26 protein-coding genes and 2 pseudogenes are annotated in these 25144 nt (G+C 67.4%); 14 read left to right on the top strand and 14 right to left on the bottom strand.

Features of this window, described 5'->3' with window-relative positions; all coding sequences use genetic code 11:
* The first annotated feature begins 35 nt into the window (after positions 1-35).
* Both coaD and ACUDAL_RS18740 read left to right on the top strand, forming a co-directional pair.
* A complete protein-coding gene (coaD, locus tag ACUDAL_RS18745; protein WP_444679195.1) occupies positions 36-515 on the top strand; it encodes a pantetheine-phosphate adenylyltransferase in 480 nt (159 codons plus the stop codon).
* Between the two features lie 80 nt (positions 516-595).
* Complete coding sequence (locus tag ACUDAL_RS18740; RefSeq protein ID WP_444679194.1) at positions 596-844, top strand: YfhL family 4Fe-4S dicluster ferredoxin; 249 nt, start codon at positions 596-598, stop codon at positions 842-844.
* 71 nt (positions 845-915) lie between these two features.
* Here ACUDAL_RS18740 and ACUDAL_RS18735 read toward each other — a convergent pair whose 3' ends face one another.
* Positions 916-1236, bottom strand: coding sequence for a hypothetical protein (locus tag ACUDAL_RS18735; protein ID WP_444679193.1), 321 nt, complete (start codon positions 1234-1236; stop codon positions 916-918).
* 175 nt (positions 1237-1411) lie between these two features.
* Between ACUDAL_RS18735 and ACUDAL_RS18730 the strand changes: the two genes are divergently transcribed.
* The 3 genes from ACUDAL_RS18730 to ACUDAL_RS18720 all read left to right on the top strand — a co-directional run bounded on the left by ACUDAL_RS18730 (position 1412) and on the right by ACUDAL_RS18720 (position 4743).
* Positions 1412-2740 carry an MATE family efflux transporter gene (locus tag ACUDAL_RS18730; protein WP_444679192.1) on the top strand — a complete coding sequence of 443 codons (1329 nt, stop codon included), beginning with the start codon at positions 1412-1414 and terminating at the stop codon, positions 2738-2740.
* A gap of 128 nt (positions 2741-2868) precedes the next feature.
* A complete protein-coding gene (locus tag ACUDAL_RS18725) occupies positions 2869-4179 on the top strand; it encodes a short-chain fatty acid transporter (protein ID WP_444679191.1) in 1311 nt (436 codons plus the stop codon).
* 60 nt (positions 4180-4239) lie between these two features.
* Positions 4240-4743 carry an acyl-CoA thioesterase gene (locus tag ACUDAL_RS18720; RefSeq protein ID WP_444679190.1) on the top strand — a complete coding sequence of 168 codons (504 nt, stop codon included), beginning with the start codon at positions 4240-4242 and terminating at the stop codon, positions 4741-4743.
* A 24-nt stretch (positions 4744-4767) separates the two neighbouring features.
* Here the strand turns inward: ACUDAL_RS18720 and ACUDAL_RS18715 are convergent, their stop codons facing one another.
* The 3 genes from ACUDAL_RS18715 to ACUDAL_RS18705 all read right to left on the bottom strand — a co-directional run bounded on the left by ACUDAL_RS18715 (position 4768) and on the right by ACUDAL_RS18705 (position 5557).
* Positions 4768-5100 (bottom strand): I78 family peptidase inhibitor, encoded by a 333-nt coding sequence (locus ACUDAL_RS18715; RefSeq protein WP_444679189.1) that lies wholly within the window; start codon positions 5098-5100, stop codon positions 4768-4770.
* Positions 5101-5197: 97 nt separating this feature from the next.
* Complete coding sequence (locus ACUDAL_RS18710; RefSeq protein WP_444679188.1) at positions 5198-5329, bottom strand: entericidin A/B family lipoprotein; 132 nt, start codon at positions 5327-5329, stop codon at positions 5198-5200.
* A 96-nt stretch (positions 5330-5425) separates the two neighbouring features.
* Positions 5426-5557 carry an entericidin A/B family lipoprotein gene (locus tag ACUDAL_RS18705; RefSeq protein WP_444679187.1) on the bottom strand — a complete coding sequence of 44 codons (132 nt, stop codon included), beginning with the start codon at positions 5555-5557 and terminating at the stop codon, positions 5426-5428.
* A gap of 130 nt (positions 5558-5687) precedes the next feature.
* Between ACUDAL_RS18705 and ACUDAL_RS18700 the strand changes: the two genes are divergently transcribed.
* Complete coding sequence (locus ACUDAL_RS18700) at positions 5688-6113, top strand: HIT family protein (protein WP_444679186.1); 426 nt, start codon at positions 5688-5690, stop codon at positions 6111-6113.
* Here the strand turns inward: ACUDAL_RS18700 and ACUDAL_RS18695 are convergent, their stop codons facing one another.
* The 4 genes from ACUDAL_RS18695 to ACUDAL_RS18680 all read right to left on the bottom strand — a co-directional run bounded on the left by ACUDAL_RS18695 (position 6114) and on the right by ACUDAL_RS18680 (position 8846).
* Positions 6114-7175, bottom strand: coding sequence for a nickel/cobalt transporter (locus ACUDAL_RS18695; protein ID WP_444679185.1), 1062 nt, complete (start codon positions 7173-7175; stop codon positions 6114-6116).
* A complete protein-coding gene (locus tag ACUDAL_RS18690; protein WP_444679184.1) occupies positions 7166-7858 on the bottom strand; it encodes a DUF1007 family protein in 693 nt (230 codons plus the stop codon). Before ACUDAL_RS18690 ends, ACUDAL_RS18695 begins: the two co-directional genes overlap by 10 nt.
* 129 nt (positions 7859-7987) lie before the next feature.
* Positions 7988-8143, bottom strand: a complete 156-nt coding sequence (locus ACUDAL_RS18685) for a hypothetical protein (RefSeq protein ID WP_444679183.1) — start codon at positions 8141-8143, stop codon at positions 7988-7990.
* 118 nt (positions 8144-8261) lie between these two features.
* A complete protein-coding gene (locus ACUDAL_RS18680; RefSeq protein ID WP_444679182.1) occupies positions 8262-8846 on the bottom strand; it encodes a hypothetical protein in 585 nt (194 codons plus the stop codon).
* 253 nt (positions 8847-9099) lie between these two features.
* Here ACUDAL_RS18680 and ACUDAL_RS18675 point away from each other — a divergent pair, with 253 nt between their 5' ends.
* Together ACUDAL_RS18675 and ACUDAL_RS18670 are read left to right on the top strand one after the other, a co-directional pair.
* Positions 9100-9573 (top strand): Dps family protein, encoded by a 474-nt coding sequence (locus ACUDAL_RS18675; protein ID WP_444679181.1) that lies wholly within the window; start codon positions 9100-9102, stop codon positions 9571-9573.
* 191 nt (positions 9574-9764) lie between these two features.
* Positions 9765-10328 (top strand): type 1 glutamine amidotransferase domain-containing protein, encoded by a 564-nt coding sequence (locus ACUDAL_RS18670; RefSeq protein ID WP_444679180.1) that lies wholly within the window; start codon positions 9765-9767, stop codon positions 10326-10328.
* 42 nt (positions 10329-10370) lie between these two features.
* On the opposite strand, the gene ACUDAL_RS18665 is transcribed toward ACUDAL_RS18670, so the two are convergent.
* The 4 genes from ACUDAL_RS18665 to ACUDAL_RS18650 are packed head-to-tail and all read right to left on the bottom strand — an operon-like array spanning position 10371 to position 14021.
* Entirely contained in the window at positions 10371-11843 is a 1473-nt protein-coding gene (locus ACUDAL_RS18665) for an aminoacyl-histidine dipeptidase (RefSeq protein WP_444679179.1), read from the bottom strand.
* Positions 11844-11878: 35 nt separating this feature from the next.
* A complete protein-coding gene (locus ACUDAL_RS18660; protein WP_444679178.1) occupies positions 11879-12643 on the bottom strand; it encodes a GNAT family N-acetyltransferase in 765 nt (254 codons plus the stop codon).
* Positions 12562-13581: a hypothetical protein gene (locus tag ACUDAL_RS18655; RefSeq protein ID WP_444679177.1), complete on the bottom strand. Its 1020-nt coding sequence runs from the start codon at positions 13579-13581 to the stop codon at positions 12562-12564. The genes ACUDAL_RS18660 and ACUDAL_RS18655 overlap by 82 nt, the downstream gene beginning before the upstream one ends.
* Positions 13582-13595: 14 nt before the next feature.
* The gene (locus ACUDAL_RS18650; protein WP_444679176.1) at positions 13596-14021 is read right to left on the bottom strand and encodes a hypothetical protein; all 426 of its coding nucleotides are present in this window, start codon (positions 14019-14021) and stop codon (positions 13596-13598) included.
* 388 nt (positions 14022-14409) lie between these two features.
* On the opposite strand from ACUDAL_RS18650, the gene dctP reads away from it, so the two are divergent.
* The 4 genes and pseudogenes from dctP to ACUDAL_RS18630 all read left to right on the top strand — a co-directional run bounded on the left by dctP (position 14410) and on the right by ACUDAL_RS18630 (position 19264).
* A complete protein-coding gene (gene dctP / locus ACUDAL_RS18645) occupies positions 14410-15507 on the top strand; it encodes a TRAP transporter substrate-binding protein DctP (protein ID WP_444679436.1) in 1098 nt (365 codons plus the stop codon).
* A gap of 66 nt (positions 15508-15573) precedes the next feature.
* A complete protein-coding gene (locus ACUDAL_RS18640; RefSeq protein WP_444679175.1) occupies positions 15574-16077 on the top strand; it encodes a TRAP transporter small permease subunit in 504 nt (167 codons plus the stop codon).
* A pseudogene (locus ACUDAL_RS18635) lies at positions 16074-17409 on the top strand (TRAP transporter large permease). The gene ACUDAL_RS18640 and the pseudogene ACUDAL_RS18635 overlap by 4 nt, the downstream one beginning before the upstream one ends.
* 178 nt (positions 17410-17587) lie before the next feature.
* Positions 17588-19264 carry an ABC transporter permease gene (locus ACUDAL_RS18630; protein WP_444679174.1) on the top strand — a complete coding sequence of 559 codons (1677 nt, stop codon included), beginning with the start codon at positions 17588-17590 and terminating at the stop codon, positions 19262-19264.
* Here ACUDAL_RS18630 and ACUDAL_RS18625 read toward each other — a convergent pair.
* Entirely contained in the window at positions 19250-20368 is a 1119-nt protein-coding gene (locus ACUDAL_RS18625; protein WP_444679173.1) for an ABC transporter ATP-binding protein, read from the bottom strand. The genes ACUDAL_RS18630 and ACUDAL_RS18625 overlap by 15 nt on opposite strands.
* A gap of 268 nt (positions 20369-20636) precedes the next feature.
* Between ACUDAL_RS18625 and ACUDAL_RS18620 the strand changes: the two genes are divergently transcribed.
* On the top strand, positions 20637-21662 hold the full coding sequence (locus tag ACUDAL_RS18620) for a Fe(3+) ABC transporter substrate-binding protein (protein ID WP_444679172.1): 1026 nt from the start codon (positions 20637-20639) through the stop codon (positions 21660-21662).
* 103 nt (positions 21663-21765) lie between these two features.
* Here ACUDAL_RS18620 and polA read toward each other — a convergent pair.
* A pseudogene (gene polA / locus ACUDAL_RS18615) lies at positions 21766-24560 on the bottom strand (DNA polymerase I).
* A gap of 227 nt (positions 24561-24787) precedes the next feature.
* Between polA and ACUDAL_RS18610 the strand changes: the two are divergent.
* Positions 24788-25084 (top strand): DUF2782 domain-containing protein, encoded by a 297-nt coding sequence (locus tag ACUDAL_RS18610; protein WP_444679171.1) that lies wholly within the window; start codon positions 24788-24790, stop codon positions 25082-25084.
* Positions 25085-25144: the final 60 nt, after the last annotated feature.

Genomic DNA, 25144 nt, shown 5'->3' with positions numbered 1-25144 from the left:
CTGAGCCCCTCGACGCATCAGCAGAGCCCAGCGCCATGAAAATTGCGGTCTATCCCGGCACCTTCGATCCCATCACCCACGGCCATTTCGACCTGATCGAGCGCGCCTCGCAGCTGTTCGACAAAGTGGTGGTAGCGATCTCCGCCAGCCCCGGCAAGGGCCCGGCGCTGGACCTCGATACCCGCATCGCCCTGGCCCGGGAGGTCTCGGCGGGCCTCGACAACGTCGAGGTGATCGGTTTCTCGGGCCTGCTCACCGACATGATGACCGAGCAGAACGCCCATATCATCCTGCGCGGCCTGCGCGCCGTGTCCGACTTCGAGTACGAGCTGCAGCTGGCCAACATGTACCGCGCCCAGGCCCCCGAGCTCGAAAGCGTGTTCCTCACCCCGGCGGTGGAGAACTCCTACATCTCTTCCACCATCGTGCGCGAGATCGCCAAGCTCGGCGGCGACGTGTCGCGCCTGGTGCATCCCAGGGTCGCCGAAACGCTGCGCAGCCATTACAATACCTGACCGAATTACTCGGCGATTAGCCGAGCCGCATTGCCCCTGGGCCCCGCCACCGTGCGGCCGCCCAATCGCGAGGTAGCCCTATGGCCTTGATGATCACCGACGAGTGCATCAACTGCGACGTCTGCGAACCGGAATGCCCCAACGGCGCCATCTCCGCCGGGGAAGAGATCTACGTGATCGACCCCAACCTGTGCACGGAGTGCGTCGGCCACTACGACGAACCCCAGTGCCAGCAGGTGTGTCCGGTGGACTGCATCCCGCTCGACCCGGCGCGCCAGGAAACCCAAGACGAATTGATGGCCAAGTATCGGCTGATTACCGCGGCCTGACACCGTAGCGCCATGCCACGTCTCCAGCCCCGCGCCTGCGGGGCTGGGCGTTTCGGGCGTATCCGCTCGACTCAGCGAGCGCGGGGCGGGTTGGTTGCGGTACAGCCCAGGCAGCGGCGGAACGTTGCCTCGGCGGGCGTCTTGACCAGTGTATCGGCAACCGCATCGACATTGCCGCCCATCGCGGAAAATGGCAGCGTGACCGCAAACAGGGCCGTGCCGCCAACGGTGGCCACCAGCAGCAGCGGCCGGGCGATCAGGGCATCGGCGATCATCGCCGCACCGCTCGGCCTGGCCTCCAGGCGCGACTCCTGCGCCAGCGCCTGCCCTCCTCCCAGCAGCAGTGTCGCCGCCACGCCCACTGCCACCGCCACTCTTCCCATGCGCTTCATGCCTGTCTCCCACTTTTTTCTGGCTATCTTGATGAATAGGGTTATTGGCTCGATCGTGCACCGACGGGGCTAACATCCCACGGCGGCGAGCCGGTATCCAGTCGCGGCTTATCACGGTTGCATTGCATCGGCACGCCCGCCATGCTGCTCGGCTCGTTCACCACCGGGGCAAGACGTGGCGACCCAGCCCACCGAGACACCTGCGACCGCCCGGCGACGCCTCGGGGCGCTGGCCTGGCCGATCATCCTTTCCAACATCACCGTACCGCTGCTCGGGCTGGTGGATACCGCCGTGGTCGGCCACCTGCCGGATTCGCGCTACCTGGCGGCGGTCACCCTGGGCGCGACGCTGTTCAGCTTTCTCTACTGGGGCTTCGGCTTCCTGCGCATGGGCACCACCGGGCTGACGTCCCAGGCCGTGGGTCGCGAGAACGACAGCGAGGTGCGCCACCTGCTGGGGCAGTCGCTGCTGCTGGCCGCGGCCATCGGCACGCTGCTGATCCTGTTCTCGCAGCCGCTGATTTCGCTGGGCCTGTGGCTGCTCGGCGGCAGCGAGGCCGCCTCGGCCCTGGCCGCGGAGTATGCCCAGATCCGCATCCTCTCGGCGCCGGCGGTGCTGGCCAACTACGCCATCCTCGGCTGGTTCCTGGGCCAGCAGAATTCGCGGGTGACGCTGGCCATCCTGGTGCTGACCAACAGCGTCAACATCGTGCTGGACCTGCTGTTCGTGGTGGGGCTGGGCATGACCAGCGACGGCGTGGCCTGGGCCACGGTGATCGCCGACTACACCGCCCTGGCGTTCGGCGGCTGGCTGGTGAGCCGCCGGCTCCGGCGCCTGGAAGGACGCTTCCTGCGCGAGAAACTGCTCAGGCTCACCGCCTATGCCGAGCTGTTCCGGGTCAACGCCAACCTGTTCGTGCGCACCTTGGGGCTGCTCTTCGCCATGGCCTTCTTCACATCGCGCGGGGCTGCCCAGGGCGACACGGTGCTGGCGGCCAACGCGGTGCTGTTGCAGTTCATCATGCTGACCTCCTATGCCCTGGACGGCTTTGCCCACGCCGCCGAGGCGATCGCCGGGCGCGCCGTGGGTCGCCGGCGCTGGGACGAGTTCGCCCTGGCGGTGCGCACCGCCGCCGAGTTCTCGCTGCTGACCGCAGGCGCCGCGGCCCTGGCCTTCGCCCTGGGCGGCGGCTACCTGATCGCGCTACTGACGGGGTTGGCAGAGGTGCGCACGGCCGCGGCCGAGTTCCTGCCATGGATGGTACTGATGCCGCTGATCGCGGTGTGGAGCTACCTGTTCGACGGGGTCTTCATTGGTGCCACGGCGATCCGCGAGATGCGCAACAGCATCTTCGCGGGCCTCGCGGTCTTCCTGCCGCTCTGGTGGCTGACCCAGGGTCTCGGCAACCACGGCCTATGGCTGTCGTTCCTGGCCTTCGCCCTGGTGCGCTCCAGCGTGCTGAGCGCCTACTACCTCGCCTATCGTCGCAGCCGCTGGCGTTAGGCTTTGACAATCCCCGGCGGGGTCGGCACCGTTGATCGAAAGCAGCGCAAGGCCCCAGGCCTGCACTACTTTTTCCTGTAGCTTCGCCAAACGCCTCAACAACCTCACTAGAAGAAGCGAATACCGCCATGCTCAAGTTCCTTTCCCGGCCGGCCGTACGGCTTGTCGAGCGCTACCTGCCTGACCCCTTCATCTTCGTGTTGCTGCTGACCGTGATTGCCGCGGTGGCGGCCATTGCCGTGGAGCGCCAGACACCGCTGGCGGTGATGCGCTTCTGGGGCGACGGCTTCTGGAACCTGCTGACCTTCTCCATGCAGATGCTGCTGGTGCTGGTGACCGGCTTCATGCTGGCCAGCTCGCCGCCGGTCAAGCGCCTGCTGCAGCGCATCGCCGCGCTGGCGAACAACGCCGGCCAGGCGATCCTGCTGGTCACCCTGGTCTCGCTGCTGGCCAGCTGGATCAACTGGGGCTTCGGCCTGGTGGTGGGGGCGCTGTTCGCCAAGGAGCTGGCGCGCCTGGTGCGGGTCGACTATCGCCTGCTGGTGGCCAGCGCCTACTCGGGCTTCGTGGTATGGCATGGCGGCCTGGCCGGCTCAATCCCGCTGACCATCGCCACCGACGGCCACTTCAGCGCCGAACAGATCGGCGTGATCGGCACCGGCTCCACCATCTTCGCCTTCTTCAACCTCGCCATCGTGGTGTGCCTGTTCGTGGCCATCCCGCTGGTCAACCGCATGATGCTGCCCGATGAGAAGGACAGCGTTTACGTCGATCCCAAGCTGCTGGACGACGCTCCCGCCACGCGGGTGCGCATTGGCCGGCCAGCCGAGCGCCTGGAAAATAGCGTGACGCTGGCCTGGCTGGTGGGCATCCCGGGGGTGATTTTCCTGCTCGACCACTTCATGCTGCGCGGCGGCGGGCTGAATCTGAACATCGTCAACTTCATGTTCCTGTTCCTGGCCATCGTGCTGCACCGCACCCCGCGCAGCCTGCTGGAGAGCCTGAACGAGGCGATCAAGGGCGGCGCCGGGATCGTGATCCAGTTCCCCTTCTATGCCGGGATCATGGCCATCATGGTGCAGTCTGGCCTGGCAGAATCCATGTCCCAGGCGCTGATCTCGTTCGCCACCGAAACCTCGCTGCCCTTCTGGTCGTTCATCAGCGCCGGCATCGTCAATCTGTTCGTGCCCTCCGGCGGCGGCCAGTGGGCGGTACAGGCGCCGGTTATGCTGCCGGCCGCCGAAGCGCTGGGCGTCGATGTCGCCCGCGTGGCCATGGCCGTGGCCTGGGGCGACGCCTGGACCAACCTGCTGCAGCCGTTCTGGGCGCTACCGGTGCTGGCCATCGCCGGGCTGAAAGCCAAGGACATCATGGGCTTCTGTCTGATCCAGCTGTTCCTGACCGGCATCATCATCTCGGTGGGTCTGACCTGGTTCTGAGCCCCGCCTCCCGCGCCGCACTTCGACGCGGGAGGCAACCCTTTCAATGAGGAGAACGCCATGGAAGATACGCCGCTGCCCGGACAGCACGAGCTGATCATGACCGTGCTGATGACCCCCGACATGGCCAACTTCAGCGGCAAGGTGCATGGCGGCGCCATCCTGAAGAAGCTTGACGAAGTGGCCTATGCCTGTGCCAGCCGCTATTCGGGCCACTACGTGGTGACCCTCTCCGTCGACCAGGTGCTGTTCAAGCAGCCGATCCACGTCGGCGAGCTGGTCACCTTCCTGGCCAGTGTGAACCACGTGGGCCGCTCGTCGATGGAGATCGGCATCAAGGTGGTGGCGGAGAATATCCGCGACAAGGTGATCCGCCACACCAACAGCTGCTACCTGACGATGGTCGCCGTGGACGCCAACGGCCAGCCCGCGCCGGTGCCGCCGCTTGAACTGACGACCCCGCTGCAGAAGCTGCGCTTCGAGAAGGCGGCGCTGCGCAAGACCCTGCGCAAGCAGGCCGAGGAAGCCGAGCGCCGCACCCAGGCCGAGCACCGCTCCGCCTGAGGCACGCTCTCCGCTCGGCGAGCGTCAGCCGCAGCCGATGTCGCTGATCACTTCGTTGTCGTCGACGCGCACATTGATACGGTCGTCGCGGTACTCCAGGGTATAGGCGTGCCCCGGGCGCATCACGCGCAGCGTGGCGGCCCCACTCTCCTCGAGAATCGCCTGGCCCAGGCCTTCGTCATACGCGCGGCCGACCCGATCCTGCACGCGGCCCGCACCGCAGCTATCTTCGCGCGCCTCGACCCGCGGCGGCAGCGGCGCCGGCTCATGCGGAACGGAGGAGGAGGTGGCAGACGTACAGCCGACCAGCAAAACCAGGCTGGCACTGGCCAGGGAGAACCGGAAAGGCAGGAGCATTGGAGTGTCTCGAGGAGGGAAAGGGAGGGAAGTGTAACAGGCAGCAAAGGGCGCGCCGAAGCGGCGCGCCCTTAAATAGCCAGGCCAAGGCGACGTATCAGCGGGCGGCATCCTGTACGGCTTGACCGCCGCGCTCGACGTCCTGGCCGGCACCTTCCATCGTGTTGCAGCCTGCCAGGGCACCGGCGGTCATCAGCAGGGCGAAGCTGAGGGCGATCGCTTTTTTCATGGTTCATTCTCCTTGAAAGAGTCGGGTATCCATTCCTTGGCAAAAGCAAGGGCCTACTCAAGCGTAACAGCGAATTCCCGAGTTTGCACAACCAGGTCAGCTCGCCTGCCGCTGAATGGCCTCGCCCCCACGTTCGATGTCCTCCCCCATGCCGCGCATGGTATTGCAGCCGCTCAGCAGCGAGAGGCCGACCAGTACAACCAGCAAGAGCAGCAGCATCCGTTTCATGGTTCACTCCTCGGTGATGGAACGCTTCCCACCCCTTCAATCTAGCACCCAGTAACGCGACGCGAGGCAGCGGGGCCGTCCGCCCGCTGTGCCATGATGAACCAACACGACCCATGAGAAGGAAAGCACCATGCACGATCTCGCCCTGGACGAACGCCTGGCGCAGGATAGCTACCCGGTCACCGAGCTGCCGCTGTGCCAGCTGCGGGTGATGAACGACCGCCGCTACTGCTGGCTGCTATTGATTCCACGCCGCGACCACGTAAGCGAAGTCTTCGACCTCGACGACGCCGACCAGCGCCAGCTTTGGCATGAGGCCACCCGACTCGGGGCGCTGCTCAAGGAAATGACCGACTGCGACAAGATCAACATCGCCACGCTGGGCAACGTGGTCGCCCAGCTGCATGTGCATGTCGTCGCCCGGCGGCGTGACGATCCCGCCTGGCCCGGCCCGGTGTGGGGCCACGGCCAGGCAGAGCCCTACGACTTGGATACCCTGGCCGAGGTGCGCGATCCGCTGCTGGCGCAGCTCGATGGCAGCGACCTGCTGCGCTGATCAGCCGCCCCCGAACGGCGACGGCCGGGGTGCTTCGCCGCTCGCGCTGCGCGCAGGCGGTTCCCCCAGCAGCGGAACGGAGGTGGGCTGGCTGACCCCGGTGATCGACAGCGATATACCCAGCGCGAAGATCGCCAGGCCACCGCCCAGCGCCGCCCAGCCCAGCAGGCGCCCGGCACGCTGGGCATTGTGCTGGCGCACCAGGCGGCGCTCGGCCCAGCCCCGCGCTACCACGCTGGCCAGCGCCAGGGCGGAGACCGTGAGCGCCGTGCCCAGCGCCATCACCATCACGGCAGCCACCCCCACCGCAAATTGCCCCAGCAGCGTAGCCGCGCCCAGCAGCAGCACACCCCCGCTGCAGGGGCGCATGCCGATGGCCACCACCGTGGCCAGCGCCGTACGCCAGTCGCGTGCCTGCTCCGGCGCGACGTGATGATGCCCGCCGCAGCAGTGGCCATCGTGACCATGCCCGTGTACATGCGCATGTCCGTGGGCCACCGGGGCGAACGACGTTGCCGCCACGGGCTGGAACGCGGGCGCCGATGCGGAGTAGGCCGCCGACCGGCGCAGCTGGCGAATCGCCCGCAGACACAGCCAAGCGCCCAACAGCGCCACCATCAGGAAGCTGGCCTGCTCCACCCAGACCACGCTGCCCATGGCCTGGCGGGTCACCCAGCCCAGTCCATGCACCAGCACCACGACCAGCGCGATGGCCACCAGCCCCTGCAGCAGCGAGGCGGCGAAGGAGAGCGTCAGCGCCCGGCGCAGCGCCCCGCCCTGGGACACCAGGTAGGTGGCCAGCACCGCCTTGCCGTGGCCGGGCCCGGCGGCATGGAAGACCCCGTAGCCGAAGCTGACGCCCAGCAGTGCGGCCCAGGCAGCCGGTGACGGGGTGCCCGAGAAGTTGGTAATGGCCAGGGTCAGCGCACGGTGCAGCTCACGCTGCCAGACCACCAGTTGGAAGCTCAGCGCCTGCAGCCCTCCCATCACGACCAGGTAATAGAGCAGCAGCGCCAGCAGCAGCACACCGCCCAGCAGCGCGGCCCTCAGGGTCACTCGCATGCCACCTCCCCGGTCTCGGCGAAGTAGCGGCCAAGGCCGGGCTCGGCCTCGTCGGTCACGTCGAGCATGGCGGCCGCCATGACCCGCTCCGGGTCGGGGCGGGCCGGGACGATCCGCGTGCTGCAGGCCAGCGAGCCACTCACCGTCAGGGCCGTCTCCTGCGGCGTCTCGCCCTCCGCCTCGTGCACCATTTCCAGGTAATAGGTGGGATCGAAGATCTGGTAGCTCAGGCTACGCTGCGCAAGTGGCTGCGCCGAGGCCAGCGGCAGCAGGAAGACGAACTCGATGCGCCCGCCGCGTTCCATCGCGGTGTACTCGCTGACCTCGCCCAAGGCGATGCGCTCGCCGTCGAGGTGCAGCTCGGTGAAATAATCGAACGGCGCCAGGTTGCCGCGTATCTCGCCGCCAAGCTGGTCCAGGGCCGCCTCCAGGCCCTCGTCGGCGCGGCCGAGCTCCTCAAGCAGCACCAGGCTGTAGAAGGGGTCCATCCGCCAGGCCTGGTGCAGGCCCTCAAGGCGGCCTTCATCGTCGACCAGCAGCCGCACGCGCACGTCGATCCAGCCATGCGGATGGGCCAGCGCGAGGCTCGGCGGCCCCAGCAGAGCCAGCAGGCCGAGTGACAGGGCAAGCCGCTTTCCCGACCAGCGCCGGGCACAAGAAACCAGGCAGTTCCGTCTATTCATGTGTTGCCTACTCATCGTGTCACGGAGGGGCGTCGGCGAAGCCCGGAGCGAGCCCGAGCCTGACCTGGAGCGCCGCCAGCAGGGGGTCCAGCAGATGGGGCGGTAGGGCCTGCCCGCCCCGGGTGGCGCTCAGGGCGACGCGGGCCCTTCGCCTTCGGGTATCACGCTCAGCCGCACCCGATAGCCCGGCCAGCGCGCCAGTGCGGCATCCGCCCGCCCAAGCCCCGGGTCGGCATGGCGAATGACATAGCCTTGCTCCATCAGCAGGCCAAGGGTGGCCTGCATGGCCTGCTCGGGAGGTGCGGCCAGCGAGAGCTCACGCGTTTCGGCCGCCGGGGCGCCAGTCGCGGCGCAGCCGCTCAGCCACAGCGTCAGCAGCAGCGCCAGGGGGCCAGCAGGGCTCTCATGACCCCTCCCCGATCGCAGGCGCGGCCGTGGTGGTCATGACCTGACGCAGGCGCAGGCAGAAGTCGGCATCGCTGGCGCTGCGGGTCTCGCGCAGGTCGCCGCGCCAGTCGATGACCTGGATGTCACGGGTGAGGCGCACCCAGTCGGCGTCGGCCACCAGCGAGACCCGCTCCAGGCGGGTGGCATCGCGGGTGACGCTGCCGACACCGCCACCGAAGCCGATCATCAGCCCGGTGGAGAAGCCGCCGCGCCCACCGCCCACGCCCACACCGTAGCCGCCATAGAAGCCGCTGCCCTCCCAGTCGTCGTGGAAGTCGCCGTAGGCGGGCAGCACCTGGGTGCGATCGGCGCTGACCAAGCCGAGGCCCAGCGCGGTGTGGCGCACCACGAAGCCTTCGTTCTCCAGCGCCGTCAGCGCTCGCCGCACCCAGTCGGGCGCGGGCGTATCGCCCGCCTCCCAGCGGCACTCCGGCGCCGGCCGCGGTTCGGCCGCAGGCAGCACGCTGGGCGCCGCCTGGCAGCCTGCCAGCATGATCAGCCAAGGGGTGAGCCACCACAGGCGCATTGAGCCATCTCCCATCCAGGTTGCTCGAGTCTACGCACAGCGTAGAGCAGCGCAAGCGACACCGGGCGGCGCCTGCGCCTCACTCAGAGTCTCGCCAGCGCCCCGGGTTCCCGCAAGGGCAGGCCTTGAACGGCTCGCCGGCGCGGCCACCTCATGGGCTGGGCCTATGGCGGCCATGGCCAATTTTTGCTTAGCCCCGGGCCCGGTCCGCTTACACTGGTGCCAGCTTCCCTACAATGACCGCTTCCCTACCGAAGAGGAGACAAGCATGAGTGATACCAACCCCATCGGCCTGCACAAGGGCAGCGCCAGCCAGCTGGCCGAGAAGCTCAACGTACTGCTGGCCAACTACCAGATCTTCTACATGAACGTGCGCGGCTACCATTGGAACGTGAAGGGCCCGCAGTTCTTCGAGCTGCACACCAAGTTCGAGGAGTTCTACACCGACCTGCTGACCAAGGTCGACGAGGTCGCCGAGCGCATCCTCACTCTGGGCCACCAGCCGGTGCACGCCTACAGCGACTATGTGGCCATGGCGCAGATTCAGGAAGAGAAGCACGTGTCGGACGGCGAGACCTGCGTGCGCGGCGTGCTCAAGGGGTATCAGACCCTGATTGAACTGCAGCGCGAGATCCTGGCGCTGGCCTCCGATGCCGACGACGAAGGCACCGCCGCCCAGGCCGGCGACTACATTCGCGAGCAGGAAAAGACGGTCTGGATGCTCAACGCCTACCTGGGCTGATTCGCTTTCGTAGCCGGGCCGCACCCGGCTACGGCCACATTCTGTCACACATCGTCATCGTGCCTTGACGTTTCGCAACGCTCGCCCCCTTGTGACCCGCGCCGTCCGCCACGACGCTTGAAGAAGCAGGCGAAGGCCACTCGCCACCAGGCCGGCCAAGCCGGCTCACACTGCTTGCAAGGAGGTAGCCCATGAGCGAGAAACTGAAAGGCAAGAGCGTCGCCATCCTGGCAACCGACGGCTTCGAGGAGTCGGAGCTCACCGAACCCAAGGCGGCACTGGCGCGCGAAGGCGCCACGGTGCATGTGATTGCACCGGACAAGTCGAACATTCGGGCCTGGGCCGGCAGCGACTGGGGCGAGCGCCATGCTGTCGACAGGCAGCTCGCCGACGCCAGGGTCGACGACTACGACGCCCTGGTGCTGCCCGGCGGCCTGTTCAACCCCGATACGCTGCGCCAGGACGACCAGGCGCTCGCCTTCACCCGCGGCTTCTTCGAAGCGCACAAGCCGGTCGGCGCCATCTGCCACGGCCCCTGGGTGCTGATCGACGCCGGCGTGGCCAAGGGACGCCGCATGACCTCCTACCCTTCGGTCAAGCAGGACCTGCGCAACGCCGGCGCCGAGTGGGTCGACCAGGAGGTGGTCGTCGACAGCGGGCTGGTGACCAGCCGTAAGCCCGACGACCTGGACGCCTTCTGCGCCAAGCTGGTCGAGGAAGTCGCCGAAGGCCCGCACCGCCGCCAGCGGGCCTGACCAGGGCTTGCGCGTGCCGCCCGCCCGGGCGGCACGCCGGTTTCAAGCCTGGCGGGGCGAACCGGCCAGGTCGGCCACCAGCGCTCGCAGCAGCTCCCAGAACTCCTCCACCGACGCCAGCTCCACGCGCTCGTCCGGCGAGTGCGCGCCACGGATCAGCGGGCCGAAGGAGATCATCTCGAGCCCAGGGTACTTGCCGGCCAGGATGCCGCACTCGAGCCCGGCGTGGATCACCTTCACCGCCGGATCGCTGCCCAGCCGCTGGCGATGCAGCGCACAGAAGCGCGCCAGCAGCGGGTTGCCGGGGTCGGGCGTCCAGCCGGGGTAGGCGTGCTCGACGCGGGTGCGCGCTCCAATCAGCTGGAACAGGCCACGAAAGCGCTCGGCGATATCCGCCGCGGCGCTGTCGCGCAGCGAGCGCACCAGGGCGCAGAGGTGGAAGCGCCCCTTCTCCAGCGTCACCACCCCCAGGTTGTTGGAGGTCTCGACCACGCCGGGCATCGCCTGGCTCATGCGCTCCACGCCGCAGGGGGCGGCGTGGAGCGCCGCCAGCAGCATGCTGCTGGCATGCGCGTTGAGCGCCTGCTCCGGCTGGTGCGGCTCCGCCGTCACGCACAGCGCAAGCCCCTCGTCGACGCCGCTCAGCTCGGCGCGCAGCGTCTCCTCCAGGGCGGCCACGCGGGCCTGGACGCCTGCGAACTCGGCGGCCGGAATCGCCAGGGTAGCGAAGGCCTCGCGCGGGATGGCGTTGCGCAGCGTGCCGCCGCGATAGGCCACCAGCCGGGCATCGAAGGCTTCCAGCGCCCGCAGCACGCGCACCAGCAGGCGGTTGGCATTGCCGCGCCCGCGGTGGATGTCGATCCCCGAATGGCCGCCGACCAAGCCGGTCAGCGCCAGGCTCACCGCCATTTCATCGCCGGCCAGCGCGGCGGTGGGCAGCTGCACCTCGACCACGATATCGGCGCCGCCGGCACGGCCGATGAAGACCTCGCCCCGATCCTCGGAGTCGAGATTTAGCAGCACCTGGCCTTCGAGCCAGCCTTCGGCCAGGTTGAGCGCTCCGCCCATGGAGGTTTCTTCTTCCAGGGTGAAGAGCGCCTCCAGCGGACCGTGGACCAGGCTGTCGTCCTCGAGGAGCGCCAGGGCCGCAGCCACGCCCAGGCCGTTGTCGGCACCCAGCGTGGTGTGGCGGGCATGCAGCCAGCCGTTCGCCACGTAGGTCTCGACGGGGTCACGGGTGAAGTCGTGGGGCGCATCGGCGTTGGCCTGGGCCACCATGTCGAGGTGGCCCTGCAGGATCACGCCCGGCGCCTGCTCATGCCCGGGGCTGGCCGGCTTGCGCAGCCGCAGGTTGCCGAAGGCGTCACGGTCATGGGCCAGCCCGCGGGACTCAGCCCAGCGCTCGAGCTTTTCGACCAGCTCGGCTTCATGGCCGGAAGGGCGCGGCGTGTTGCACAGCGTACGGAAATGGCGCCACAGCGGCTGAGGGTTCAGGTGTTCGAGATGCTCGTTCATGACGACTCTTCAGCAGGGTATCCGGCTTACCTTACCTAGCCGCCGCGCGCTGGGAAAGCCCGCACGATGCCTTGTGGCTCGGCCAGGTGGGCGATACCGGCACGCAGCCGATCGTGCACGTCGCGGCGCCCTTTCGCGCCCAGCCGTGCGCCCAGCCAGTCGGTATCGCGCCCCTGGAAGGCCCAGGCCACCAGCCAGGGCAGCACCGGGTCGCACTCGCCGCGCCGCGCCGCGTGTTGCAGCAGTGTCTGCAGCGCCGGGCGTGCCAGCGCCGGTTCGCGCCGCCCCCAGGCGACGTCGGCGATCGCCTCGCGGTCGACGTCGCTCAATTCGGGCGCCGGCCCTTCGCCCAGCAGAGCCGCCGCCACCCGAGGCTCCAGCCCGCGCAGTTCGAACGCCAGCAGCGCCGGCAGCAGGCGGTGGAAGCGCTCGGCCAGCCGCTCGGCCAGGGCCTTACCGCCGGCACTGGTCGGCCGCACCACCATCAGGGCGTGCTCGCCGGTAGAGGTTTCGCGCGAGAGCCCCAGCCGTACCGCACGAAAACCTTGGGCCTGCCAGAAGGCGATCAGCCCCGGTTCGGCACCGAAGCTCGCCCCCAACAAATCGATGCCTTCATGCCGGGCCGCCTCGCCGGCCTCCTGCAGCAGGCGTGCACCAAGCCCCTCACGGCGCCGCGCCGGATGTACGGCAATGCGCTGAATGCGCCGCAGCCGGGCGGTCAGCGCATCGCGGCAGCCGGCATGGGCCGCCAGCGACTGCGCCAGCAGGTGCCCCGGCAGGCGGCGCTCACCGCGGGCCACCTGATCCGCCAGCCGGCTGTCGAAGCCCCCTCGTCGCTGCAGGCCATCACACCCTGGACCTGCCCGGCCGCACTCAGGGTCGTCAGGCTCAGGTCGGGCGCGTCGAGCAGGCGGCACAGGTCGCCGGGGGTGGTGCGGTAGTGGGCCTGCACCAGCAGGCCGAACAGTGCCTGCAGGGTCGCCTCCTCACGCACCAGCTCCGCACCGCGCCACTGGCGGCAGGCCAGCGGCTCCGCGGCGTCGGCGGCGGGCGGCGGCTCGGCGTCGAGCAGCAGCAGCCGCGCCACCAGGCGTTCGAGCGGGTCGCCGGGCGCCCAGCGCACCGGGGTGTCGAGGTGCAGCTCACGCCAGTCGGGAGCCTGGCGGGCAAGACGGTCGCGGAAGCGCAGGGCAAAGCCGCGCCCCGACCCTTCGTAGCCGTGCACGGTGGTGGCAAAGGCGATGCGTGGAAATGCCGCCAGCCACTGCCCCAGCAGCGCAGCGGGAATGGCAGCGGCCTCGTCGACCAGCAGCCGCGTACCCGCCCCTCCGGCCTCGCCACACTCAACCCGGGCGGTCAACGCATCGGGGGCGACGAATACCACCCGCCCGCCGCCGGCATCGACAAAGCACGGGGGCTGCCAGGCGCCCTCGGGGCGCAGCACCGCCAGGCGTTCGAACAGGGCGGCCAGCGATTCGAGCCGCGGCGCGGTGACAAGGATCTCGCGTTCGCCAGCCTCGAGCAGCCGGGCGCAGGCGATGCCCAGCGCCGCAGTCTTGCCGCGCCCGCGGTCGGCAGTGATTACCAGCGGACGGCGGCGCTTCAGCCCGACCAGCCCGCGCACCGCCTCGGCCTGGTCGGGCGTGGCGCAGCCGCCCGGCGGCGTCGATGCCGTCGGCGCCACGCCGGCGGACAGCGCAGGCAGCCGCAGGGGCGCATCGCCGTGCCAGTGCGCCACCGCTTCGGCTTCGGCTAGCCGCCGGGCAAGCCGGCGGTGGTAGAGGTCAGCTTGGCCGCCTGCTGGGCGGCACCCTCCAGGGCCCAGCCGGGCGGCGTCAGCAGCACCAGCAGGCCGCCGGCCCGCAGCGTTCCGCTCAGGGCACCGAAGGCGTCCGCATCGAAGGGAGACGCCGCCTGGGCATCGAACACGAGCAGGTCGTGCTCCCCGCCCAGCCGGGAGCGAGCCTTGCCGGGCGGCAGCCACTGCACCGACGGCATCGTCGCGGGCGGTTGCGCTGCGATCCAGCAGGGCGAGCGCCAGCCACCGGCCTGCCACAGCGCCGCCGCCCGGCGCTCGGCCTCTTCTTCGTCGGCAGCCAGCCACAGCAGGCCGCGCCAGCCGCGAGACGCCAGCTCGCCCGTCCACTGCAGGATGTCGGCGCAAGCCCGTGGGGTCATCCACGCCCTCCCATACGCTTGGGTTGTCTTTTTCCGGCCGACAGGGAGCAGCAACGGCGTTCCTGCCGTACCTCCTAGACTTTGGTCTTAGCCTCTGCGCTCGACACACCACCCTGCCCTGTGCCAGTTCATCACAGGTTTTCTTAAAATACAGCAACATGTTGATTTTCATTGGGCACATGGTGGTCTGACCACTTGCACGGCGGAGCGCACCAGGGTTGAACAGCGGCCCGTGCAAGATATCGCTACCGGCGGCTTGGCCATGCTAGCTTGTTCTTGCCACCGCAGGCTGCACGGTGCCGCGCCGCCTCGCCGCCATGCCGATGCAGTTCGCGGGCTGTCCTTGCCATACGCACAACAAGATCCACAACGGGAGCATGACATGACGATGAAGACAAGGTTTGCGCTGACCGGCCTGGCCGCCGGTATTGCCCTGGCGGCTTTCGCTACTTCCGCCCAGGCGCAGGAGCGCTGGACCATGACCTCCACCTGGCCCGACAATCTGGATCTGATCCAGATCGACCGCCACTGGGCGGACCTGGTCAACAAGCTGGCCGGTGACGAAGTGCGGATCGAATTCCGCGCCGGCGGCACGCTGATGCCCGCAACCGAAGTGTTCGACGCCACCGAGACCGGCAGCATCGAAGCCGCCGGCGACTGGCCCGGCTACTGGGCCGGCCGCAACCCGGCATTTTCTCCGCTGGCCACCACCACCATGCTGTTCAACGGGGTGGACTACCTGAACTGGATCCAGCAGTGGGGTGGCTTCGATCTCTACCAGGAGATTTACGGCCAGTACAACATGGTCTACCTGCCCTACGGCATCACCAACAATGAGTCCGGCTTCATGGGCCGCACGCCGATCCAGAGCCTGGCCGACCTCGACGGCAAGCGCCTGCGCCTTTCCGGGCGTGACCAGGGCCGCGTGCTCGAGCAGCTCGGCGGCTCCCAGGTCAACCTGGCCGGCGGCGAGATCTATCAGGCGGTGGAGCGCGGCGTGGTGGATGCCGCCGAATTCTCCACGCCGGGCGTCGACTACAACGCCGGCTTCGCCGAGGTGGTCGAGCATTGGAGCGTACCCGGCTGGCACCAGTCAGCCAGCGTGTTCGGGGTGATGATCAACAAGGATGCCTGGGACGCCCTCTCCGAGGAGACTCAGGAGAAGCTGAAGATCGCCGCCGATGCCACCATGGCCTGGTCGCTGGCCTGGTCGGAGCGCGGCTCCACCGAAGGCACTGAAAACTTCATCGAAGCCGGGGTGCAGATCAACCAGCTGGCCGACGAAGAGCTGGCGCGCATCCAGGAGATCACCAACCAGGTAATCGTGCGCGGCGCCTGCGAGCACCCGGACCACGCCAAGGTCTACCACTCCATGATCAGTTACCTGGAGCACTACGCTAGCTGGCGTGACATCTCGGCACCGTTCAACATGAGCCGCACCATGGACAACCTGCCGTCTCTGGAAGAGATCGAAGCCTGCCTGTAAGGCACATGCCTGCCGCCCCGGCCCCCACTGCCGGGGCGGCTTTCGTTCCGACGTCGGAGACTTTCCATGAATGCGATTGCCAAGGCGATCGATACGCTCAACGAGCTGTTCGGGCGGCTCATCGCGCCCCTGATCGCCGTCATCACGCTGATCGTTCTCTATGACATAGCGCTGCGCTTCTTCACCGGTCGCCCCAGCGACTGGGCCTTCGACATCACCAAGATGCTGTTCGGCGCCCATTTCATGCTGATGGCCGCCTACGGCCTGCGCCATCACGCTCACGTCGAGGTCGACGTGCTCAAGCGCCTGCTCGCGCGGCGCAAGCAGGCGGTGCTCGAGATCCTCGGCTACCTGATTTTCTTCGTGCCGTTCATCTGGATGCTGCTGACGTTCGGCTGGAGCTTCTTCATGCGCTCCTACAGCCGCCTCGAGACCACCTACGGCGTGGTGTCGCTACCGGTCTATCCGGTCAAGGGCGTCATCGTGGTGGCGGCCTTCCTGATCCTGCTCCAGGCCGTTGCCATCGTGATTCGTGCCATCCAGCAGCTGCGGGAGGAGAGAGCCGCATGAACCTGAGTCCCGAACTGCTCACCCTGGTGATGTTCGGCGGGCTGCTGATCGGCCTGTTCATGGGCCATCCGCTGGCCTTCGTGCTGGGCGGCGTAGCCGTGATCGGCGCCTACCTGGGCCCCGGCGAGCGCGTGCTCGGCACCATCATCAACAATATCTACGGCAACGCCATGGACAACTATGTCCTGGTCGCCATCCCGCTGTTCGTGCTGATGGCGCGCTTCCTCAACGACTCGGGCGTGACCGAGAAGATGTTCGAGGCCATGCGCCTGCTGCTGGCCAACCTGCGCGGCGGCCTGGCGCTGACGGTGGTCATCGTCTCGGTGCTGCTTGCCGCCACCACCGGCATCGTCGGCGCCTCCATCGCGGTGATGGGCATGATCGCGCTGGCCCCGATGCTCAAGTACGGCTACAACAAGGAGCTCAGCACCGGGGTGATCATGGCCAGCGGCTGCCTGGGCATCCTGATCCCGCCCAGCATCATGCTGATCCTGATGGCCAGCTACTCGCCGGTGTCGGTGGGCGCACTGTTCGCCGGCGCCCTGGTGCCGGGGCTGATGCTGGGCGCCATGTACGCCCTCTATGTGCTGGTGATCTGCTTGATCAAGCCGGCCTATGGCCCGGTGGTGCCCGCCGAGGAGCGTGCCGACGTCTCCACTGGCCAGCTGCTGATGATGCTGGTGAAGTATGTGCTGCCGCCGATGACGCTGATCCTGGGCGTGCTGGGGGCACTGTTCACCGGCATCGCCACCGCTACCGAGGCCTCGGCCATCGGCGTGGGCATTGCCTTCCTGCTGTTCCTGATCTTCGGCGATCGCAAGCTCAAGACCTGCTTCAACACCCTGATCGAGGCGAGCAAGACCACCACCATGGTGATGCTGGTGCTGGTCGGCGCTACCGCCTTCACCGGGGTGTTCTCCCGCGGCGGCGGCATGACCGTGATCAGCGACCTGGTGCTGGCGATGCCCGGCGGCACCACCGGGGCGCTGATCCTGATGCTGTTCCTGGTGTTCCTGCTGGGGATGTTCCTCGACTGGACCGGCATCGTGCTGCTGAGCTTCCCGATCATGCTGCCGATCGTCAGCCAGATGGGCGTCGACGTGCTGTGGTTCGTGGTGATGGTGGCGGTGGTGCTGCAGACCTCGTTCCTCACCCCGCCGTTCGGCTACGCGCTGTTCTACCTCAAGGGGTGGCGCCCAAGGGGTGGAGATCGTCGACCTGTACAAGGCGGTGGTGCCGTTCGTGGCGCTGATCCTGCTGGCGTGCCTGCTGATGGCGTTCTTCCCGGTGCTGGTGACGGGTCTGCCTTCGGCGCTGCTCGGCTACTCGTAGCTCGTAGCACACCGCCACTGCCGCCGGCCACTGGCGCCCGCATCGCTCGATGCGGGCGCCTTTTATTGATGTCCGTCAGCTGGCCGAGCTGCAGCCAAATGCAGCAACTGATATCATTTCCAATCGTCACCGCCTCGCATTACTGCGCTGTCACCCCGGCCAGTGAAGGAGTTCTCGCTTGTTCCGACCCGCAACTACCGCGCTTGCCGGCGTGTCACGTCGACTCAGCCCCTGGACGCTGCTGATCCTCACTGTCGCCCTGTTCGTCGCCCTGCCGGTGATCGTGGTGCTGGCGCATATCTTCATGCCGACCGAGGGCGTCTGGCAGCATCTCGTCAGTACCGTGCTGGGACGCTATCTGGGCAACACCTTCTATCTGGCCGTGACGGTGGGGCTAGGCACCATGGTGATCGGCACCGGCACCGCCTGGCTGGTGGTGATGTGCCGCTTCCCCGGGCGACGGATCTTCGAATGGGCGCTGCTGCTGCCGCTCGCGGTACCCACCTACGTGATCGCCTATGCCTATACCGATTTCCTGCAGTTCTCGGGGCCGCTGCAGACCTGGCTGCGTGAATTCTTCGAGTGGGGGCGCGGCGACTACTACTTCCCCAACATCCGCTCGCTTGGCGGTGCCGCCACGCTGATCACCCTGGTGCTCTACCCCTACGTCTACCTGCTGGCCCGGGCCGCCTTCCTCGAGCAATCGGTATGCGTGCTCGACGTCGGCCGTACCCTGGGGCGCGGACCCTGGCGACTGTTCGCCACCGTGGCCGTACCGCTGGCGCGCCCGGCCATCGTCGGCGGGGTCTCGCTGGTGTTGATGGAGACGCTCAACGAGTTCGGCGCGGTACAGTTCTTCGGCGTCGACACCTTCACTACCGGCATCTATCGCACCTGGTTCGGCCTGGGCGAACCCGTGGCCGCCGCCCAGCTGGCCGCCTGCCTGCTGCTGTTCGTGATCCTGCTGGTGCTGCTCGAACGCTGGTCGCGCGGCAAGCGCAAGTACTTCCACACCACCAACCGCTATCAGCAGCTGCCGGAGTATCGCCTGCACGGCTGGCGCGCCGCCGGCGCTTTCCTGGCCTGCGTGCTGCCGGTGCTGATCGGCTTCCTGGTTCCCAGCGGCCTGCTGCTGCAGATGGCCATCGCCAAGGGCGACGCCCTGTTGGGCACTCGCTTCCTCGACTTTGCCTGGAACAGCCTGTTGCTGGCGGTGATCGCTTCGGTGGTCGCGGTGGGGCTGGCGGTGATACTGAGCTACGGCGTACGCCTGCACGACAGCCCGCTGACCCGCATCGCCACGCGGATCGCCTCGATGGGCTATGCCATTCCGGGTTCGGTGATCGCGGTGGGCATCCTGATTCCCTTCGCCTGGCTCGACAGCACCCTCAACACCTGGCTGCACGCCAATTACGGCAAGATCGTGGGGCTGATCTTCAGCGGCACGGCGTTCATCCTGGTCTACGCCTACGTGGTGCGCTTCCTGGCGGTGTCGTTCAATACGGTGGAGGCGAGCCTGGGCAAGGTAACGCCGAGCATGGACGCCGCCTCGCGCACCCTGGGTCAGACCCCGGCCGGCACGCTCAAGCGCGTGCATACGCCGATCATGCGCGGCAGCCTGATCGCCGCCGGCATCCTGGTCTTCGTCGATGTGATGAAGGAGCTGCCGGCAACCATCATCCTGCGCCCCTTCAACTTCGACACCCTGGCGGTGCGGGCCTACAGCCTGGCGTCGGACGAGCGCCTCGCCGAGGCGTCGACGGCGTCGCTGGCCATCGTCATCGTCGGCATCCTGCCGGTGATCCTGCTGAGCATGGCGATGCGCCGCTCCCGACCCGGCTCAGGCAGCCGGTGACGGGAAGACGAAGACCTGGGAGAGATCGAGGTGAATGTCCACCCGCTGCCCTTCGGCGGGCAGGAACACGCCGGGAACGCGGGCGTGCAGGTGGGCTTCGCTGCCATCCTCGCCGTGGGCGCAGATATGCAGCAGACTGCTGCGCCCGAGCAGCTTGGCCATGATCACATGGCTATAGCGGTGCTCCGGCGAAGGCTCGAAGTGCTCGGTGATGCGCAGCGCCTCGGGGCGGATCATCACCTGCGCCCGGCTTCCCTCCGCTAGCCAGCCGGCCTCCACCGACCCCACCGGGGTCTGCACCCGCCCTCCCTGCACGACGCCTTCAAGCTCGTTCACCTCACCGAAGAAAGCCACCACGAAGGGGTCGCAGGGCGCGCAGTAGAGCTCGCGCGGCGTACCCATCTGGACCACTCGTCCGTCGCGCATCAGCGCGATTCTGTCGGCCATGAACATGGCCTCCTCGGGGTCGTGAGTGACCAGCAGGGTGGCAGCGCCGACTTTCTTGAGCACGTGCAGGGTGTCGTCGCGGATGCGATCGCGCAGGCGAGCATCGAGGCTGGAGAAGGGTTCGTCGAGCAGCATCAGCTGCGGGGCCGGTGCCAGCGCGCGCGCCAGCGCCACGCGCTGCTGCTGCCCGCCGGAGAGCATGTGCGGGTAGGTGTCGGCATAGGCCGCCATGCCAAGCTGCTCGAGCAGGGCAAGGGCTCGCTCGCGGCGCTGGCGCGCCGGCTCGTGCTTCAGCCCGAAGGTGACGTTCTCGAGCACCGTGAGGTGCGGAAACAGCGCCGAGTCCTGGAAGGCCAGGCCGACATTGCGCTTCTCCGGCGGCACGTGGCGCCCCTTGGGCACGGCGATCTCGCCGCCGTTCAGGGTCACCCGGCCCTGCTGCAGGACCTCAAGCCCCGCCGCGATGCGCAGCAGGGTCGTCTTGCCGCAGCCCGAGGGCCCCAGCAGGCAGACCACCTCGCCCGGCGCCACGTCCAGGTCGACGCCCTTGACGGCAGCGAGGCTTCCGAAAGTGTGATGCACGCCTTCCATGGTCAGCGCGGAGGGCTGACGGTAGGGCGAGTGTGCAACGTCCATTGGCTTCGATTGGCTAGTCATAGGGCAGGCGACTTGGTCAAGAATGGGTAGGCCTTATCCTACCCGAAATGTCCAGCAAACACGTTTGAAATTTAATCGCATTTGCCACCTTTTCCACATTTTCTTGCTTCGGGTCAGTCCGGCGTGAGCGGCTTGCATGCGGACGCCTGGAACTCTGCGCTGGAGGCTTGACGGCCAAATCGGGAAGCGCTTCAATAGCGCTCAACGTAATACAAAGCATTATCATTAACTCGACTCACCCACTCCATCAGGTCCGCGAGGTCACTCCATGCGTCATCATCGTCTCGTCGCTCCGCTCGCCGCCGTACTTGCCGGCTCAGCCTTTGCCACTACCGTAGCAGCCAACGAGGTCAACCTCTACTCGGCACGCCACTACGATGTCGACGAGCAGCTCTACCAGGCCTTCACCGAGCGGACCGGAATCAAGATCAACCTGCTGGAAGGCGACTCCGATCAGCTGATCGAGCGTATCCAGCGCGAGGGCGTGGCCAGCCCCGCCGACGTGATGATTACCGTCGACGCTGGCCGCCTGTGGCGCGCCGAGCAGGAAGGCATCTTCCAGGGCGTCGAATCCGAGGTGCTCGCCGAGCGCCTGCCGGAATCCATGCGACACCCGGAAGGCAAGTGGTTCGGCTTCAGCCAGCGCGTGCGGGCGATCTTCTACAACCCGGAGAACGTCGACCCCAGCGAGATCAGCACGTACGAGGATCTGACCGATCCGCGCTGGCAGGGCGAGGTGTGCATTCGCTCGTCGAACAACATCTACAACCAGTCGCTGATGGCCGCCATGATCGAGCACCACGGCGTGGAAGGCGCCGAGGAGTGGGCCAAGGGCATCGTCAACAACATGGCACGCCAGCCCGAGGGCGGCGACACCGACCAGATTCGCGCCGTCGCCGCCGGCGAGTGCGACCTGGCCGTGGCCAACCACTACTACTACGTACGCCTGATCAATTCCGATAACGAGGCCGACCGCGAGGTCGCGGCCAAGGTCGGCATCCTGTTCCCCAACCAGGATGACCGCGGCATCCACGTCAACGTCGGCGGCGCCGGCGTCGTCGCCACGGCACCGAACCGCGAGAATGCGATCCGCTTCCTCGAGTTCCTGGCCTCCGACGAAGCGCAGGAGATCTTCGCTGCCGGCAACTACGAGTACCCGGTGGTCAGCGGCGTGAACATGGACGAGACGCTCAAGTCCTGGGGCGAACTGAAGATGGACGAGCTCAACATCAGCATCCTGGGCGAGAACAACCCGGAGGCGGTACGCGTCTCCGACCGCGCCGGCTGGCGCTAAGCCTTAGCCGGCAAGCCTGAAACGAAAACGCCACCGCAGCCGCGGTGGCGTTTTTTATTGAACTAGCATGGGGAAGGAGAGAGCAGCGTCACAAGCGGAAGGGCTAGTGGGCTTCGTCCCAGTTCACTCCACTCTCGGCCTCGACGATCAGCGGCACGCTGAGTTCGGCGGCAGCCTGCATGCGCGCCTTCACTTCACCGATAAACTCATCGACCTGCCCCTCCGCCACCTCGAACACCAGCTCGTCGTGGACCTGCATGACCATGCAGGCATCGAAGGCGCTCTCCTGCAGCCAGCCGTCGACCTCGATCATGGCACGCTTGATGATGTCCGCCGCGGTACCCTGCATCGGCGCGTTGATCGCGGTGCGCTCGGCGCCCTGGCGCCGGGCGCGGTTTTGCGAGCGGATCTCCGGCAGGTAGAGACGCCGACCGAACACGGTTTCGACGAAGCCGTCCTCGGCGGCCTGGGCGCGAATGCGGTCCATGTAGCGGGCCACGCCGGGGTAGCGGTCGAAGTAGCGGTCGATATAGGTCTGTGCCTGGTTGCGCTCAATGTGCAGCTGCTTGCCCAGGCCCCAGGCGCTCATGCCGTAGATCAGCCCGAAGTTGATCGCCTTGGCGCTGCGCCGCTGCTCGCCCGAGACCCTCTCCAGCGCCACGCCAAACACTTCTGCGGCGGTGGCGGTGTGGATGTCGCGCCCTTCGGCGAAGGCGGTGAGCAGCCCCGCGTCCTCGGACAGATGCGCCATGATGCGCAGCTCGATCTGCGAGTAGTCGGCGGCGACGATGCGGTAGCCGGGCCGGGCGATGAAGGCCTGGCGAATTCTGCGCCCCTCCTCGGTGCGGATGGGAATATTCTGCAGGTTGGGGTCGCTCGACGACAGTCGCCCGGTGGCGGTGACCGCCTGGTGATAGCTGGTGTGCAGCCGGCCGGTGCGCCTGTTGACCAGCCGCGGCAATTTGTCGGTATAGGTCGACTTGAGCTTGGCCAGGCCGCGATGCGCCATGATCACCTTGGGCAGCGGGTAGTCCAGCGCCAGTTCCTCGAGCACCGCCTCGGCGGTGGAGGGCGCTCCCTTGGGCGTCTTCTTGAGCACCGGGATCTTCTGCTCCTCGAACAGGATCTCGCCGAGCTGCTTGGGTGAGCCGAGGTTGAACTCGCGCCCGGCCAGCTCGAAAGCGCGACTCTCCAGCTCGCGGATACGCTCGGCCAGCTCGCGGCTCTGGGCATGCAGGCGCTCCGGGTCGATCGCCACGCCGGTACGCTCGATGCGCGACAACACCGGGATCAGCGGCCGCTCGAGGGTGTCCAGCACCTCGGCCAGGCGCCCCTCTGCCTCGATGCGCGGGCGCAGCGCACGGTGCAGCCGCAGGGTCACGTCGACGTCCTCGCAGGCGTAGGGCACGGCCTGTTCGAAGGCGATCTGGTTGAAGGTGAGCTGGCCCGCCCCCTTGCCGGCGATCTCCTCGAAGCTCACCGTCTTGTGCCCGAGGTACTTCAGCGCCAGTGAATCCATATCGTGGCGGGTGGCAGTGGAGTTGAGCACGTAGGATTCGAGCATGGTGTCGGTCAGCGGCCCGCGCACCTGGATGTCATAGTTGGCCAGCACCGAGATGTCGTACTTGAGGTTCTGGCCGATCTTGCCGCGGCAGGGGTCCTCCAGCAGCGGCTTTAGGGCGGCGAGCACCGCAGCTCGGTCGAGCTGGTCGGGCACGTCGAGATAGTCGTGGGCCAGCGGCACGTAGGCCGCCTCGCCAGGCGCGAGCGCCAGCCCCACGCCGACGATCTCGGCGTCCATGTAGTTGAGGCTGTTGGTCTCGAGGTCGAAGCAGAAGGCCTCGCATTTACCTAGCCGCGCCAGCCACTCGTCGAGTTCGGCCTGGGTCAGTATCAGGTGGTTGTGGCACAGCGGCACGCCGGCCGGCACATCGTCGCCCGCAGCCTGCGAGACCATCGGCGGGCTATCGGCCGATGCGCCGGGGCCGTGCCGCCGGCCACGTCGTCGACGCCTTCGTCACGCCCTTCGAGCAGCTCCGACAGCCAGGCCTTGAATTCGAGCTCGGCATAGAGCCGCTTGAGCGCCTCGCGGTCGGGGTGGGCAATGTCGAGGTCGTCGAGTCCCACCGGCAGCTCACAGTCGGTCTTGATCGTCGCCAGCTGGTAGGAGAGATAGGCCATCTCGCGATGCTCCTCCAGCTTCTTGGGCAGCGTCTTGGCACCGCGAAAGTCGAGCGTCTTGACTCGCTCCAGGTCGGCGTAGATGGCATCGAGCCCACCGCCGATGCCTTGCAGCAGGCCCAGCGCGGTCTTCTCGCCCACCCCCGGCACCCCGGGGATGTTGTCGACCTTGTCGCCCATCAGCGCCAGGAAGTCGATGATCAGCGCCGGTGGCAGGCCGAACTTCGCCTCGACCCCGGCCACGTCTAGAGTCTCGTCCTTCATGGTGTTGACCAGGGTGATGTGCGCATTCACCAGTTGCGCCATGTCCTTGTCGCCGGTGGAGATCACCGCGTCGCGGCCGGCCTCGGTGGCAAGCCGTGCCAGGGTACCGATCACGTCGTCGGCCTCCACGCCCTCGACGCACAGCAGCGGCAGGCCCAGCGCACGCACGCAGGCGTAAAGCGGCTCCACCTGGCTGCGCAGGTCGTCTGGCATCGGCGGACGCTGCGCCTTGTACTGCTCGAAAAGCTCATCCCGGAAGGTCTTGCCCTTGGCGTCGAAAACCACCGCCATGGGGCTGTCGGGGTAGTCCTTGATCAGCCGCTTGAGCATGTTGAGCACGCCCTTGATCGCACCGGTGGGCTGGCCGCTGGAAGTGGTCAGCGGCGGCAGGGCATGGAAGGCGCGGTAGAGATAGGACGAACCGTCGACGAGAACGATAGGCGTGTCGGCCATGTATCGGGCATCCGTTGGGTCTGTGCAAGAAAATGTGATCCTGATCAGCCATGATACGCATTGCGCATCGCAAATGCCGCCATCGATGGGATCGTGCTGTCCAACGGCATACACTGGGAGGCATTGGCCCGGCGGGCTGATGAAACTCTCGCGGACGAACGCTTCGTGAGGGGATCAGGCCAGCGCCTGCCGGTGTCACGATCGCCGCATGGTCTTCGGAGGCCAACATGAACGCCTATCCTCGCCTTCTGGCTGTCACCCTGCTTGCCCTCGGGCTTGGCCTGGCATCGACCGCACCCGCCCTGGCCCAGAGCTCGACCGATATCACGCCCGATATCACCATTCGCCAGGAGCAGGACCGCACCATCCGCGAATACCGGGTCAACGGCCAGCTCTACGCCATCGAGATACGCCCAAGCCAAGGGCCCGGCTATTTCCTCGTCGACCACGACGGTGACGGCAATTTCGTGCGTCAGGAGGGTGATCGAGTGGCGGTGCCGCACTGGGTGCTGATCCGCTGGTGAGCCCCGGCACCGTCTGGCGGTTCCAGGTACGTCGAAACATGTCCACGGGCGTGCATCGAT

Source organism: Halomonas sp. E19 (assembly GCF_052439355.1).
GTDB lineage: Bacteria > Pseudomonadota > Gammaproteobacteria > Pseudomonadales > Halomonadaceae > Halomonas.
This window is presented reverse-complemented; position numbering and strand designations above follow the sequence as displayed.

Bases quoted from the DNA above. Each gene is read 5' to 3' on its own strand.
- ACUDAL_RS18725 (WP_444679191.1), top strand. From the start codon at position 2,869: ATGCTCAAGTTCCTTTCCCGGCCGGCCGTACGGCTTGTCGAGCGCTAC.
- dctP (WP_444679436.1), top strand. From the start codon at position 14,410: ATGAAGACAAGGTTTGCGCTGACCGGCCTGGCCGCCGGTATTGCCCTG.
- ACUDAL_RS18715 (WP_444679189.1), bottom strand. From the start codon at position 5,100: ATGCTCCTGCCTTTCCGGTTCTCCCTGGCCAGTGCCAGCCTGGTTTTG.
- ACUDAL_RS18650 (WP_444679176.1), bottom strand. From the start codon at position 14,021: ATGACCCCACGGGCTTGCGCCGACATCCTGCAGTGGACGGGCGAGCTG.
- ACUDAL_RS18675 (WP_444679181.1), top strand. From the start codon at position 9,100: ATGAGTGATACCAACCCCATCGGCCTGCACAAGGGCAGCGCCAGCCAG.
- ACUDAL_RS18735 (WP_444679193.1), bottom strand. From the start codon at position 1,236: ATGAAGCGCATGGGAAGAGTGGCGGTGGCAGTGGGCGTGGCGGCGACA.
- ACUDAL_RS18740 (WP_444679194.1), top strand. From the start codon at position 596: ATGGCCTTGATGATCACCGACGAGTGCATCAACTGCGACGTCTGCGAA.
- ACUDAL_RS18695 (WP_444679185.1), bottom strand. From the start codon at position 7,175: ATGCGAGTGACCCTGAGGGCCGCGCTGCTGGGCGGTGTGCTGCTGCTG.
- ACUDAL_RS18710 (WP_444679188.1), bottom strand. From the start codon at position 5,329: ATGAAAAAAGCGATCGCCCTCAGCTTCGCCCTGCTGATGACCGCCGGT.
- ACUDAL_RS18670 (WP_444679180.1), top strand. From the start codon at position 9,765: ATGAGCGAGAAACTGAAAGGCAAGAGCGTCGCCATCCTGGCAACCGAC.
- ACUDAL_RS18625 (WP_444679173.1), bottom strand. From the start codon at position 20,368: ATGACTAGCCAATCGAAGCCAATGGACGTTGCACACTCGCCCTACCGT.
- ACUDAL_RS18700 (WP_444679186.1), top strand. From the start codon at position 5,688: ATGCACGATCTCGCCCTGGACGAACGCCTGGCGCAGGATAGCTACCCG.
- ACUDAL_RS18640 (WP_444679175.1), top strand. From the start codon at position 15,574: ATGAATGCGATTGCCAAGGCGATCGATACGCTCAACGAGCTGTTCGGG.
- ACUDAL_RS18690 (WP_444679184.1), bottom strand. From the start codon at position 7,858: ATGAATAGACGGAACTGCCTGGTTTCTTGTGCCCGGCGCTGGTCGGGA.
- coaD (WP_444679195.1), top strand. From the start codon at position 36: ATGAAAATTGCGGTCTATCCCGGCACCTTCGATCCCATCACCCACGGC.
- ACUDAL_RS18680 (WP_444679182.1), bottom strand. From the start codon at position 8,846: ATGGGAGATGGCTCAATGCGCCTGTGGTGGCTCACCCCTTGGCTGATC.
- ACUDAL_RS18685 (WP_444679183.1), bottom strand. From the start codon at position 8,143: ATGCAGGCCACCCTTGGCCTGCTGATGGAGCAAGGCTATGTCATTCGC.
- ACUDAL_RS18610 (WP_444679171.1), top strand. From the start codon at position 24,788: ATGAACGCCTATCCTCGCCTTCTGGCTGTCACCCTGCTTGCCCTCGGG.
- ACUDAL_RS18705 (WP_444679187.1), bottom strand. From the start codon at position 5,557: ATGAAACGGATGCTGCTGCTCTTGCTGGTTGTACTGGTCGGCCTCTCG.
- ACUDAL_RS18620 (WP_444679172.1), top strand. From the start codon at position 20,637: ATGCGTCATCATCGTCTCGTCGCTCCGCTCGCCGCCGTACTTGCCGGC.
- ACUDAL_RS18720 (WP_444679190.1), top strand. From the start codon at position 4,240: ATGGAAGATACGCCGCTGCCCGGACAGCACGAGCTGATCATGACCGTG.
- ACUDAL_RS18665 (WP_444679179.1), bottom strand. From the start codon at position 11,843: ATGAACGAGCATCTCGAACACCTGAACCCTCAGCCGCTGTGGCGCCAT.